This is a genomic window from Sphingomonas corticis, from assembly GCF_012035195.1.
GTDB lineage: Bacteria > Pseudomonadota > Alphaproteobacteria > Sphingomonadales > Sphingomonadaceae > Sphingomonas > Sphingomonas corticis.
Window position 1 is genome coordinate 110098 of the sequence record NZ_JAAVJH010000002.1, and the last position, 12321, is coordinate 122418.

Below are 12321 nucleotides of genomic sequence, written 5' to 3' on the forward strand. Positions count from 1 at the left end.
TCGCAACCGTTTCCTGTTACGGCCGCTGAATGGGACCGGTCACACATCGTGGCCGACGAGGGGATGAGTGACGTGCGCCTGGGGCACACCATCGTCGGGAGCGTGATCGCGGGGGCCGCCATGGCCGTCGCGCTCGTCGCGGCGCCGGCGATCGGCGCGCCCGACGCGTCGCCGCGCGGCGCCAAGCGCGCGGTCGCGCCGCGGATCGCCGGGTCCTTCACTCCCGCCGCCGCCGATCCCAAGCTGGCCGCCCTGTTCGCGCGCGGCGGGCTGGGCGCACCGGGCTTCCGCTTCACCCCGTCCGAGGTGCGGACCGGCCGATCGGTGACGGTCGCGGTGCGCGCGCGCGGCAACCAGCCGGCGGCGACGCGCGACGCGACCCGCACCGCCAACGCCGCACCGACCGTCGGGTTGGCGCCGATCGCCTACAATCTGGGCGTGGCGGTCGGCTGGAAGCGGTTCGCGGTCAGCGGCGACGTGGCCAAGGTCGATCTCGCCGGGCTGCCGGGCAGCCGCGAGGCGGCGGACGTGGCGCTCAGCTACTCGGGTCGCAAGTTCTCGGGCCGCGTCGCGGCCTCGGCGGACCGGGCGCTGCCGGGGGTGCCGCGCGCGCTGGCGGAGCCGGAGAGCTACGCGCTCGACGTGGGCGGCAGCTACTCGCTCACGCGGAACCTGGACCTGACCGCGGGCATGCGGCTGAAGTCCGAGCGCGAGCGGCTGAGCCGGCTCGACGACGACCGCCGCGACAGCCAGGCGGTCTACCTGGGCACCGCCTTCCGCTTCTGATCGCTCCAGCAGTCGATTCCCGCGTAACCGTCGAAGCCGCGCGCCTTGAGCCGGCGGAAGCGCGTCTCGTCCATCCCGCCCAGCGCGATCCGCGCGATCGGCATTCCCCGCGCGATCCGCGCGGCGCGGCGCGCGCCCAGCGACGGCGCGCCGGGGTGCGAGCGCGTCGGGAAGACCGGCGAGACGAAAACGGCGTACGCCCCCGCGACCAGCGCGCGCCGCGCCTCGCGCCGGTCGTGCGCGGGCCAGGTGACGATCCCACCGCCGCGGCGGCCGTGCACCCCCTGCTCGCCCGGCAACCGGTCCGGTCCGGCGCGTAGCAGCACCAGATCGCGCACGCGGGTGATCTGCCGCACCCGCGCGAATAGCCGCCGGCGCTCCGCTGCGGCGGTGGCATGGTGGCGGAAGATCACCCCGCCGCCGCGCGGCAGGCGTCGGATCGCCCGCCATAGCCCCTCGCCCATTCGCTCGTCGGTCATCAGCCAGCGCGTGGGAACGGGAGGGTGGCGGGTCGGCATCCGCCTGCCTATAGCGCCGCGCATGACGCCTGCCGACCGCCTGTCCGCCGTTCGCGACCGCATCACGCGCGCCGCCAAAGTCGCGCGGCGCGACTTGGCGGGCGTGACGCTGATCGCGGTGTCGAAGACGCAGTCCGCCGACGCGATCCGGCCGCTGCTCGACCTCGGCCACCGCGACTTCGGCGAGAACCGGGTGCAGGAGGCGCAGGAGAAATGGCCTGCGCTGCGCGAGGCGTTTCCGGACGCGCGCCTGCACCTGATCGGCCAGTTGCAGTCGAACAAGGCGGCGGATGCGGTGGCGCTGGCGGATGCGGTGCACAGCGTCGACCGCCCGTCGCTGGTCGCGGCGCTGGCGCGGGCGATGGACGCGAGCGGGCGCCGCCCGGCCTGCTTCGTGCAGGTGAATATCGGCGACGAGCCGCAGAAGGGCGGCTGCCGGATCGGCGATGTGCCCGCGCTGCTGGCACAGGCGCGCGACGCCGCGCTGCCGGTGGCCGGGCTGATGTGCCTGCCGCCGCACGGGCTGGAACCCGCGCCCTATTTCGCGCTGCTGGCGAAGATCGCGCGCGAGGAAGGGGTGGCGGGGCTGAGCATGGGCATGTCGGACGACGTGGAGACCGCAGTGACGCTGGGCGCCACCCACGTGCGCGTCGGCTCCGCTTTGTTCGGTGCGCGCACATGAAGTTCGAGGCGATCCTGTTCGACTTCGACGGCGTGCTGATCGAGAGCGAGGAGAGCGGCAACCGCCACATCGCGGATTATCTGTCGCGCATCGGCCACCCGACCACAGCCGAGCAGAGCATGGCGAACTTCATGGGGCTGGCCGGTGCCGACTTCCTCGCCGCGGTCGAGCGATGGATCGGCCGCCCGCTTCCCGACGACTTCGCCGAGGAGCGCCGGATCGAGAACGATCGCTGCATCGCCGAGGGGATCGCCGAGGTGGCGGGCGCGGTCGCCTTCGTCCGCGCGCTGCCCGCCGCGCTGCCGCGCGCAGTGGTCTCGTCCAGTCGCCCGCCGTGGCTGCACGCGCATTTAGCCCACCTGGGCCTGACCGACGCGTTCGGCGCGCACGTCTATTCCGGGGCGGTCGACGTCGCGCGTGGGAAGCCCGCGCCCGACCTCTACCTCCACGCCGCAGAGCGGCTGGTCGTGCCGATCGGGCGCTGCGCCATCATCGAGGATTCACCCGTTGGCGCGACCGGGGCGGTGGCGAGCGGCGGGCACGTGATCGGGCTGGTCGCCGGCACGCATTGCGGACCCGACCACGCCGACCGGTTGCGCGCGATCGGCGTCCACGCGGTGGCGCGCGACTTCGCCGAGGTCGCGCGCGAGCTGGGGTTGTAGCCCGGGTCTCCAGCCCCGGTTTTCCGGCCCCGGCCTCCAGCCCCGGCCTCCAGCATTGCCACCGCGGGCCTCACCGCCTAGCGGAGAGGGGCCCCGCAATGGACCCTGACACGATGACCGACCCCGCCGACATTTCGAAGCACTTGCTCGCCGCGACCGAGGCGGCCGCCTCGCTCGACGCGCTGGAGGTCGTGCGTGTCGAGGCGCTGGGCAAGCAGGGCCGGGTGACCCAGCTGCTGAAGACGCTGGGCGGGATGTCGCCGGAGGAGCGGCTGGCGAACGGCCCCGCGATCCACGCGCTGCGGGAAGCGGTGACGGCGGCCATCGCCGCACGCAAGGCGCATCTCGAACAGGTCGCGCTGGACGCGCAGCTGGCGAGCGAGGCGCTGGACATGACGCTGCCCGTCGACGCGGTGGCGCCCGGCACGATCCATCCCGTCAGCCAGGTGATGGACGAGATGGCGGAGATCTTCGCCGATCTGGGCTTCGCCGTCGCGACCGGGCCGGAGATCGAGGACGACTGGCACAATTTCAGCGCGCTCAACATTCCGGAAACGCACCCCGCGCGCGCAATGCAGGACACGTTCTACCTCGAGCCGAAGGCGAAAGCGGCCGGCGACGGGCAAGGCCCGTCGTCCGACGGCGGCGGCTTCGCCGCCGACGCGGACCGGGCGAAGCCGGAGCCGCCGATGGTGCTGCGCACGCATACCAGCCCGGTACAGATCCGCACGATGCTGGCGCAGAAGCCGCCGATCCGCATCATCGCGCCGGGCCGCGTCTACCGGTCCGACTGGGACGCGACGCATACGCCGATGTTCCACCAGATCGAGGGGCTGGTCATCGACAAGGGCATCACGCTCGGCCACCTGAAATGGACGCTGGAGACGTTCCTGAAGGCGTTCTTCGAGCGCGACGACATCGTGCTGCGGCTGCGGCCCAGCTACTTCCCGTTCACCGAGCCGTCGGCGGAGGTCGACGTCGGCTGGACGATGGTGGACGGGCGCAAGCGGCTGGGCGGGAGCGAGGGATGGATGGAGCTGCTCGGCTCCGGCATGGTTCATCCCCGGGTGATCGCGGCCTGCGGGCTCGATCCCGCGGAGTGGCAGGGGTTCGCTTTCGGCGTCGGCGTGGACCGGCTGGCGATGCTGAAATACGGCATGGACGACCTGCGCCCGTTCTTCGAGGCGGATGTCCGCTGGCTGAAACACCATGGCTTCTCCGCGCTGGACGTGCCGACCCTGTCGGGCGGCGTCGGCGCATCGGCCTGACGGAACGACACTCATGAAGTTCACCCTCTCCTGGCTGAAGGACCACCTCGACACCGAGGCGTCGCTCGATGCGATCGTCGACGCGCTCACCCGCGCCGGGCTGGAAGTGGAAGGCGTCGAGGATCCCGGCGCGCGGCTGGCGGGTTTCCGCGTCGCGCGCGTGCTGAGCGCGGAGCGGCATCCGCAGGCGGACAAGTTGCAGGTGCTGTCCGTCGACGCGGGCGCCGATGTGAATGGTGGCGGCCCGGTGCAGGTCGTCTGCGGCGCGCCCAACGCGCGTGCGGGGCTGGTGGGCGTGTTCGGCCTGCCCGGCGCGACGGTGCCGGCGAACGGCATGGTCCTGCGCGTCGCGGCGATCCGCGGGGTCGAATCGAACGGCATGATGTGCTCCACGCGCGAGCTGGAGCTGGGCGACGATCACGACGGCATCATCGAGCTGGCGGCGGACGCGCCGGTGGGCGCCGCCTTCGCCGATCATGCCGGGCTGACCGACGCGGTGATCGACGTGTCGGTCCTGCCCAACCGGCCCGACTGCATGGGCGTGCGCGGCATCGCGCGCGATCTCGCCGCGCTGGGCCTCGGCACGCTGAAGCCGCTGGCGGCCGAGCCGGTCGCGGGCGAGGGCGCGGGGCCGGACGTGCGCACCGACGATCCCGCCGGCTGCCCCGCCTTCTACGCGCAGGGTGTCACGGGCGTATCCAATGGCGCCGCGCCGGACTGGATGGCGCGGCGGCTGCGCGCGATCGGACAGAAGCCGATCAGTGCGCTGGTCGACATCACCAACTATCTCACGATCGACCTCGGCCGCCCGCTGCACGTCTACGACAAGGCGAAGCTGACCGGCGGGCTGGTCGCGCGCAAGGCGACGGCGGGCGAGCAGGTGCTGGCACTGAACGGCCGCACCTATGCGCTGGCGGAGACGATGACCGTCATCGCGGACGACGCGCAGGTGCACGACATCGGCGGCATCATGGGCGGCGAGCATTCGGGCGTGTCGGACGCGACCACCGACGTCGTCATCGAATGCGCCTATTTCGATCCCGATTCGATCGCGCGCACCGGGCAGAAGCTGCAACTGACCAGCGACGCGCGCTCCCGCTTCGAGCGGGGCGTGGACCCTGCGTTCCTGGACGCGGGGCTGGCCATCGCGACGCGGATGGTGATCGAGGCGTGCGGTGGCGCCGCTACCGGCGTGACCCGCGCGGGCAAGCCCCCGCTGGCCATGCGGAGCCACGCCTACGATCCCGCGCTGGCCGAGACGCTGGGCGGGCTCGCCATTCCGGCGGCGCGGCAGCGCGCTATTCTCGAGTCGCTCGGCTTCGCGGTCGCCGACGACTGGCGCGTGACGCCGCCGACCTGGCGTCCCGACGTGGACGGACCCGCCGACCTGGTGGAGGAGGTGATCCGCATCGAGGGGATCGAGAAGGTCGCGCCGGTGCCGCTGCCGCGCGACCCCGGCGTCGCGCGGCCGACCGCCACGCCCTTGCAGAAGCTGGAGCGCCGCGCCCGCCGCGCCGCCGCCGCCCGCGGGCTGGACGAGGCGGTGACGTGGAGCTTCATCAACGCGCGCGATGCGGCGCTGATGGGCGGGGCGGCGTGGACGGTGGCGAACCCGATCAGCGAGGAGCTGAAGGTGATGCGTCCCTCGCTGCTGCCCGGCCTCCTCTCCGCCGCCGCGCGCAACCTGCGGCAGGGTGCGGACGGCGTGCGGCTGTTCGAGCTGGGCCGCCGCTACCTGGCCGAGGGCGAGCGCGTGACGCTGGGCGTGGTGCTGGCGGGCGATCGCCGGCCGCGCGACTGGCGGGAGGGCAAGTCGGCGGGCTTCGACGCCTATGACGCCAAGGCGGAGGCGCTGGCGCTGCTGGCCGCGGCAGGCGCGCCGGTGGAGAACCTGGCGGTGATGGGCGAGGCAGGCGCGGCCTTCCACCCCGGCCGCTCGGGCACGCTGCGGCTGGGACCGAAGACGGTGCTGGCCGCGTTCGGCGCGCTCCACCCCGGCATCGCCAGGGCGTTCGACCTGCCCGCGGGCGTCGCAGCGGCGGAGGTGTACCTGGACGCGATCCCCGCCCGGCGCGGGAAGGACGGCTTCGCCCGCGCGCCCTACGCGCCGCCGGCGCTGCAGCCGGTCCGGCGCGACTTCGCCTTCGTCGTGCCCACGGACGTGACCGCGGAGGCGCTGACCCGCGCGGTGAAGGGCGCGGACAAGGCCGCGATCGTGCGCGCGCGGGTGTTCGACGTGTTCACCGGCGCGGGGGTGGAAGAGGGCCGCAAGTCCGTGGCGGTGGAGGTCGTGCTCCAGCCCGGCGAGAAGAGCTTCACCGAGGCGGAGCTGAAGGCGATCGCCGACAAGGTGATCGCCGCCGCGGCGAAGCAGGGGGCGGTGCTGCGGGGGTAGGCGGAAGCTCCTTCCGTTCGTGCTGACGAGAGGCTGAGCTTTGTCGAAGCCTCGTCTCAAAGGAGCGTTGCTTCGAAACGGCGCTTCGACAGGCTCAGCGCCTCCTCAGCACGAACAGGAAGGAAAATCAGTTCGGCCCCGTCGCCGGCCCCGCCGCCGCCGATACGCTCGGCGCCACGGGGGGCGTGCCCGACCGCGCCACCGACACCGCGCGGTCGTACCAGTCGGCGAGGTCGCGCTTCATCGTCACCAGCGCGTCGGGATTGAGGTACGTCATGTGCCCGGCGGGATAATAGGTGAAGCGCAGGTTCGGGCGCTGCGCCGGCTCCAGCATCATGTGCGCCAGGTCGTTCTCCGCGCCGAAGAAGGGCGTGGCCATGTCGTACCAGCCGTTCATCGACAGCACGTGCAGATAGGGGTTCGCGCGCATCGCCGCGCCCAGGTCCACCGCGGTGTTCGGGTTGTTCTGCTGCCCGCCCATGCCGCTGCCGGGCGCGCGGTGCTTCCAGTTCCAGGTCCAGCCCTCCGCGTCGCGGGCGGACAGGCGATAGGGCATGTCCGTCTTGTAGCCGAGCGTGTGCGTCACATAATCGTGGAAGGTCGCGATGAACGCGCCCGAGATCGCGTCGGACGAGGCGTCGGTCTCCGGCCGCTCCCCCGCCGCGTCCGCGTCGACCCCGGTGTAGCGCGAATCAAAGCGGCCGATGGTGCGGCGGCTGTCGCGCAGCAGCTCCTTCTGGAAGCGCGGCAGGTCGATTCGCAGGTTCGCGCGCCGGATGAAGTCGGGCGAGACGCCGATCAGCTGCGACAGCTGCTGCGCCACCTGGTCCGCCTCCGCCGGGCTGATGTCCTGTCCCTTGGCCAGCGCCGCCATGTACGGGCCGCGCGCGTAGTCGCGCGCCTGCTGCACCACCGTCGCCACGTCCGCCGGGCGGTTGGGCAGGCGGTTGTGGTACCAGGCGGTGGCGGCGTAGCTGGGCAGATAGTTCAGATAGACCTGGTCCAGCCCCGGCTGGCGATAGCCGTAGTTCATGATCGAGCTGAGCAGCACCACGCCGTTCAGCGCCATGCCGCGGTCCTGCAACTGATAGGCGAGCGCGCCGGAGCGCAGCGTCCCGTAGCTCTCGCCGAAGATGAACTTGGGGCTGTTCCAGCGGCCGTATTTCGTGGCGTAGCGGATGATCGCCTTGGCGAAGGCGTCGGCATCCTCGTCCGTCCCGTAGAAGCTGGACGGCTTGGCATCACCCAGCGGCCGCGAGTAGCCCGCGCCGATCGCGTCGAGGAAGACCATGTCGGTCTTGTCGAGCAACGTGTGCGGGTTGGGACCGAAATCGTAGGGCGCGGGTCGGATCGTCTCCGGATTGCCCGTCTTCAACCGCACCGGCGCGAACGATCCCATGTGCAACCAGAACGTCGGGCTGCCCGGCCCGCCGTTGAAGAAGAAGGTGACGGGGCGTTTCGTCCCCGGCTTCGTGCCGTCGAGCGTATAGGCGGTGTAGAACATCGACGCCTGCGGTTTCCCCTCCAGGTCGCGGATCGTCAGCGTGCCGGCGGTGGCGGTGTAGGCGAGACGCCGGCCGTCGACGATCACCTGGCCCTTCGACCGCTCCTCGCGCTCTTCGACCGGGGCATTGGCATAGGCGGCCTCCACCGCCTCCTTCTGCGCCTCGGCATTGCTCTTCACCGGTTTCCTGTCCTGCGCGGCGGCGGCGGAGAGGGGAAGAGCGGCGATCAGGCAGGCCGCGAGGCGTGATGACATTTCCAGTCCTTGCAAGGATGTAGGGCGCAGGACCTTAGCCCGGGGCGGACCACGCGCAAGCCGCTCGCCCGCGCTGCGTTAACGGGTAAGCAGGCGATCGGCGCTAGGACGGGCGCCATGGACGGCAACTTCACCTTCGCGGTCGAGCCCGACCGCGATCTCATCCGCACCCGCATGGCGGGCTTCTTCGACGACGACGCCTTCGTGCGCTACGTCGCGGCGCGGGCGGCGGCGTTCCGGCAGCTGCGATGCGGCGCGAACCAGCACCTGTGGCTGGTCGACCTGCGCGAGATGAAGATCCAGTCGCAGGAGATGGTCACCGCCTTCTCGACGATCCTGTCCGATCCGGCCTATCGGTCGAAGCGGCTGGGGTTCGTCGTGGCGACGTCGCTGGCGCGGATGCAGCTGCGGCGGGCGCTGGGCGACCGGTGCGGCAACGGCGTGCAGCTGTTCGTCGACGCGAACGAGGCGGAGGCCTGGGTGCTGACGGGTTCGCTGCGCGCCGCGGCCTGACGCGACGTCAGTCGTCCTCGTCCTCGAACCCCGCCAGCGCCAGCGCGCGCGCCTTGATCTGGTGCGTCATGCACCAGTGGACCAGCGCGTCGTCGCGCCCATGCGTCACCCACACCTCGCGCGGCGCGATCTCGCGCAGCGTGTCGGTCAGCTCGTCCCAGTCGGCATGGTCGGACAGGATCAGCGGCAGCTCCACGTTCTTCTGCCGCGCGCGCTGGCGCACCCGCATCCATCCCGACGCCATGGCAGTGATCGGATCGGGCAGCCGCCGCGCCCAGCGGTCGTTGAGCGCGGACGGCGGGCACATCACGACATGCCCGGCCATGTCCGCCTTGGCCGCGCCGGTGGCGGGGCGCAGCTCGCCCAGCTCGACGCCGAGCTCCGCGTAGAGGTCGCACAGCCGTTGCAGCGCGCCGTGGATGTAGATCGGCGCGGCGTGGCCGCGCGCGCGCAGCTCGGCGATGACGCGCTGCGCCTTGCCCAGCGCATAGGCGCCGACGACGACGCAGCGCGCCGGATTGGCGTGGAGCGCGGCGAGCAGCTTGTCGATCTCGTCCCCCGTGTCGGGATGGCGGAAGACGGGCAGGCCGAATGTCGCCTCGGTGATGAAGACGTCGCAGGCGACCGGCTCGAACGGGGCGCAGGTGGGATCGGCGCGCCGCTTGTAGTCGCCCGAGACGACGACCCGCTCGCCGCGATGCTCCAGCACGATCTGCGCCGAGCCGAGGACGTGACCGGCGGGAACGAAGCGCACGTCCACCTCGCCCAGTCGCACGCCGCCGCCATAGGAGACCGGCTTGCCCGTCTGGGTGCCGTAGCGGCAGTCCATGATCGCCAGCGTTTCCGGCGTTGCCCACACCCGGCCGTGGCCGCCGCGCGCGTGATCGGCATGGCCGTGGGTGACGAGGGCGCGCGCCTGCGGCGTGGACGGATCGACCCAGGCGTCGGCGGGGCGGACGTACAGCCCGTGCGGATAGGGTTCCAGCCAGTCGCCGAGCGTCGCCATCGCCGCGTCAACCCGCACCCCGCCGTGCGCGTTCCCGGATCGAACCGGCCGCCCCCTCGTTCACGGGCGGTATCGCAGAGGAGAACGAGATGCTGGGTGACAGTCTGTGGGCGATCGTGGTCGTGCTCGGGTTCGTGATCCTGGCCGGCGCGCTGCTCTTCGCCAAGCTGGGCAACAAGCGCTCGCCGCAGGAAGAGGCCCGCACCGAGGCCGCCACGCGGGACCTGTATCGCGACGGCGCGGCGGAGGATCCCGCCAACCGGCATTGACGCGGACCGGCGCCGGTCTGATCTAGCCGGGGTGCTGCCCGACAAGCTGGAGACGTGGTTCGACGCACGCGGCTGGCGGCCGCGACGGCACCAGCTGGACATGCTGGCCGCCGCGCGCGCGGGCGAGCACGCGCTGCTGGTCGCCGCGACGGGCGCGGGCAAGACGCTGGCGGGCTTCCTGCCGACGCTGGCGGAGCTGATCGAGTCGCCCACGGAAGGGCTCCACACGCTCTACGTGTCGCCGCTGAAGGCGCTGGCAGTGGATATCCAGCGCAACCTCGTCACGCCGGTGGACGAAATGGGCGTCGACATTCGCGTCGAAACCCGCACCGGCGACACGCCGTCGGACCGCAAGGCACGCCAGCGCGCCAGGCCGCCGCAGATCCTGCTGACGACGCCCGAATCGCTGTCGCTGCTGCTGAGCTATCCCGACAGCCTGACGATGTTCGCCGGGCTGCGCGCGATCGTGATCGATGAGGTCCACGCCTTCGCCACGGGAAAGCGCGGCGACCTTCTCTCGCTGTGCATGGCGCGGTTGCAGGCGATCGCGCCCGGGATGCGCCGCGTGGCGCTGTCTGCCACCGTCGCCGACGCGGACGGCTATCGCGCGTGGCTGGCGCCCGACGGCGACATCGACACGGTGACGCTGGTCACGGGCGAGCCCGGCGCCGATCCCGACATCGCCATCCTGTTGCCCGAGGACCGCGTCCCCTGGGCGGGCCATTCCGGCCGCTACGCCGCGGCGCAGGTGATGGCGGAGATCGAGACGCACCGCACCTCCATCGTCTTCTGCAATACGCGCAGCCTGGCCGAGCTGATCTTCCAGGACCTGTGGAAAGCCAATGCCATGCAGCTGCCGATCGGCATCCACCATGGCAGCCTGGAGAAGGAGGCGCGGCGCAAGGTGGAGGGGGCGATGGCGGCGGGGAAGCTGCGCGCTTTGGTCGCCACCGCCAGCCTGGACCTGGGCGTGGACTGGGGCGACGTCGACTGCGTCATCCAGATGGGCGCGCCGAAGGGGTCGTCGCGGCTGCTCCAGCGGATCGGGCGATCGAACCATCGGCTGGACGAGGTGTCGGAGGCGATCCTCGTGCCCGGCAACCGCTTCGAATATCTCGAGGCGCGCGCCGCGCTGGATGCGGTGGAGGCGGGCGAGCTGGACGCCGACGTGTTTCGCATGGGCGCGCTCGACGTGCTGGCGCAGCACCTCGTCGCCTGCGCCTGCGCCGCGCCGTTCGACCAGGCGGCGATGCTGGACGAGGTGCGATCCGCGCTCCCCTATTCCGCGTTGACCGGCGAGCTGTTCGAGCAGGTGCTCGGCTTCATTAGGGACGGCGGCTACGCGCTGAAGGCGTACGACCGGTTCAAGCGGCTGACGCAGGACGCCGATGGCAAGTGGCGCGTCAGCCACCCGCGCTTCGTCGCGCAGCATCGGCTCAACGCCGGGATCATCGTCGAGGCAACGATGCTGAAGGTCCGCTTCCGCAACGGCCGCGCGCTGGGCAAGGTGGAGGAGGGATTCGCCGCCACGCTGAGCCACGGCGACACCTTCTTCTTCGCTGGCATGAGCCTGGAGGTGGAGAAGATCGACACCGAGGACCTGATCGTGCGCGCGACCAGCCGGCCGGCACGCATCCCGACCTATGGCGGCAGCCGAATGCCGCTGTCCACCAACCTGGCCGACCGCGTCCGCGGCTTTCTGGCGACGCCGTCCGAGTGGCACCGCTTTCCCGACGACGTGCGCGAGTGGCTGGAGATCCAGCAGCGCCGCTCCACGCTGCCCCGACCAGAGCAACTGCTGGTCGAGACCTTCCCGCGGGAGGGGCGGCACTACATGGTCGCCTACAGCTTCGAGGGGTGGAACGCGCACCAGTCGCTGGGCATGCTGGTGACGAAGCGCATGGAGACGCAGGGGCTGAAGCCGCTCGGCTTCGTGGCCAACGACTATGCCATCGCCTGCTACGGGCTGGAGCCGGTGCGCGACCCCGCCTCGCTCTTCTCCGCCGACATCCTGGAGCACGAGTTCGTCGAGTGGGTCGAGCGCTCGCACCTGCTGAAGCGCGCGTTCCGCGAGGTGGCGGTGATCGGTGGGCTGGTCGAGCGGCAGGTCCCCGGCAAGCGCAAGACCGGGCGGCAGGTCACCTTCTCCACCGACCTCATCTACGACGTGCTGCGCGAGTACGAGCCGGGGCACGTCCTGCTCCAGGCCGCCTGGGCCGATGCGCGCGCGCGCATGACCGACGTCGGACGCCTCGCCGGGCTGCTCGACCGCGCGGCGGACACGATGGTCCACGTCGACCTGCCGCGCGTGTCGCCGCTGGCCGTGCCCGTTCTGGTGCTGATCGGGCGCGAGAAGGTGGCGACGGGCAGCGCGGACGACGCGCTGCTGGTGGAGGCGGAGGCGCTGGCGCGCGAGGCGATGGCACCGGACTGATCCGGCGCGCAAAATCGCTTGGGAAAAGA

General features: G+C 71.7%; 11 protein-coding genes. 8 read left to right on the forward strand and 3 right to left on the reverse strand.

Annotated elements, in window-relative coordinates; translation table 11 throughout:
• The first annotated feature begins 63 nt into the window (after positions 1-63).
• Positions 64-786: a hypothetical protein gene (locus tag HBH26_RS03245; RefSeq protein ID WP_168133171.1), complete on the forward strand. Its 723-nt coding sequence runs from the start codon at positions 64-66 to the stop codon at positions 784-786.
• Here HBH26_RS03245 and HBH26_RS03250 read toward each other — a convergent pair.
• Positions 759-1304 (reverse strand): thiamine phosphate synthase, encoded by a 546-nt coding sequence (locus HBH26_RS03250; RefSeq protein WP_168133172.1) that lies wholly within the window; start codon positions 1302-1304, stop codon positions 759-761. The genes HBH26_RS03245 and HBH26_RS03250 overlap by 28 nt on opposite strands.
• Before the next feature lie 22 nt (positions 1305-1326).
• On the opposite strand from HBH26_RS03250, the gene HBH26_RS03255 reads away from it, so the two are divergent.
• The 4 genes from HBH26_RS03255 (at position 1327) to pheT (ending at position 6311) form a co-directional block, all read left to right on the forward strand.
• Entirely contained in the window at positions 1327-1986 is a 660-nt protein-coding gene (locus HBH26_RS03255) for a YggS family pyridoxal phosphate-dependent enzyme (RefSeq protein WP_168133173.1), read from the forward strand.
• Positions 1983-2648: an HAD family hydrolase gene (locus tag HBH26_RS03260; protein ID WP_168133174.1), complete on the forward strand. Its 666-nt coding sequence runs from the start codon at positions 1983-1985 to the stop codon at positions 2646-2648. Before HBH26_RS03255 ends, HBH26_RS03260 begins: the two co-directional genes overlap by 4 nt.
• Before the next feature lie 113 nt (positions 2649-2761).
• Positions 2762-3916 (forward strand): phenylalanine--tRNA ligase subunit alpha, encoded by a 1155-nt coding sequence (pheS, locus tag HBH26_RS03265; protein WP_168133175.1) that lies wholly within the window; start codon positions 2762-2764, stop codon positions 3914-3916.
• Positions 3917-3929: 13 nt separating this feature from the next.
• Positions 3930-6311: a phenylalanine--tRNA ligase subunit beta gene (gene pheT, locus HBH26_RS03270; RefSeq protein WP_168133176.1), complete on the forward strand. Its 2382-nt coding sequence runs from the start codon at positions 3930-3932 to the stop codon at positions 6309-6311.
• Positions 6312-6438: 127 nt separating this feature from the next.
• On the opposite strand, the gene HBH26_RS03275 is transcribed toward pheT, so the two are convergent.
• Positions 6439-8070 carry a S10 family peptidase gene (locus tag HBH26_RS03275; protein WP_168133177.1) on the reverse strand — a complete coding sequence of 544 codons (1632 nt, stop codon included), beginning with the start codon at positions 8068-8070 and terminating at the stop codon, positions 6439-6441.
• Positions 8071-8187: 117 nt separating this feature from the next.
• Between HBH26_RS03275 and HBH26_RS03280 the strand changes: the two genes are divergently transcribed.
• Positions 8188-8583, forward strand: a complete 396-nt coding sequence (locus tag HBH26_RS03280; protein WP_168133178.1) for a hypothetical protein — start codon at positions 8188-8190, stop codon at positions 8581-8583.
• Positions 8584-8590: 7 nt separating this feature from the next.
• Here HBH26_RS03280 and HBH26_RS03285 read toward each other — a convergent pair whose 3' ends face one another.
• Positions 8591-9589 (reverse strand): ligase-associated DNA damage response exonuclease, encoded by a 999-nt coding sequence (locus tag HBH26_RS03285; RefSeq protein WP_168133179.1) that lies wholly within the window; start codon positions 9587-9589, stop codon positions 8591-8593.
• A gap of 89 nt (positions 9590-9678) precedes the next feature.
• Between HBH26_RS03285 and HBH26_RS03290 the strand changes: the two genes are divergently transcribed.
• Both HBH26_RS03290 and HBH26_RS03295 read left to right on the forward strand, forming a co-directional pair.
• Complete coding sequence (locus HBH26_RS03290) at positions 9679-9858, forward strand: hypothetical protein (RefSeq protein WP_168133180.1); 180 nt, start codon at positions 9679-9681, stop codon at positions 9856-9858.
• A 46-nt stretch (positions 9859-9904) separates the two neighbouring features.
• Positions 9905-12292, forward strand: a complete 2388-nt coding sequence (locus HBH26_RS03295; protein WP_168133485.1) for a ligase-associated DNA damage response DEXH box helicase — start codon at positions 9905-9907, stop codon at positions 12290-12292.
• The last annotated feature ends 29 nt before the right edge of the window (positions 12293-12321 follow it).

Coding starts and splice junctions, on each gene's coding strand:
- pheT (WP_168133176.1), top strand. CDS start 3,930: ATGAAGTTCACCCTCTCCTGGCTGAAGGACCACCTCGACACCGAGGCG.
- HBH26_RS03260 (WP_168133174.1), top strand. CDS start 1,983: ATGAAGTTCGAGGCGATCCTGTTCGACTTCGACGGCGTGCTGATCGAG.
- HBH26_RS03255 (WP_168133173.1), top strand. CDS start 1,327: ATGACGCCTGCCGACCGCCTGTCCGCCGTTCGCGACCGCATCACGCGC.
- pheS (WP_168133175.1), top strand. CDS start 2,762: ATGACCGACCCCGCCGACATTTCGAAGCACTTGCTCGCCGCGACCGAG.
- HBH26_RS03245 (WP_168133171.1), top strand. CDS start 64: ATGAGTGACGTGCGCCTGGGGCACACCATCGTCGGGAGCGTGATCGCG.
- HBH26_RS03290 (WP_168133180.1), top strand. CDS start 9,679: ATGCTGGGTGACAGTCTGTGGGCGATCGTGGTCGTGCTCGGGTTCGTG.
- HBH26_RS03275 (WP_168133177.1), bottom strand. CDS start 8,070: ATGTCATCACGCCTCGCGGCCTGCCTGATCGCCGCTCTTCCCCTCTCC.
- HBH26_RS03285 (WP_168133179.1), bottom strand. CDS start 9,589: ATGGCGACGCTCGGCGACTGGCTGGAACCCTATCCGCACGGGCTGTAC.
- HBH26_RS03250 (WP_168133172.1), bottom strand. CDS start 1,304: ATGCCGACCCGCCACCCTCCCGTTCCCACGCGCTGGCTGATGACCGAC.
- HBH26_RS03280 (WP_168133178.1), top strand. CDS start 8,188: ATGGACGGCAACTTCACCTTCGCGGTCGAGCCCGACCGCGATCTCATC.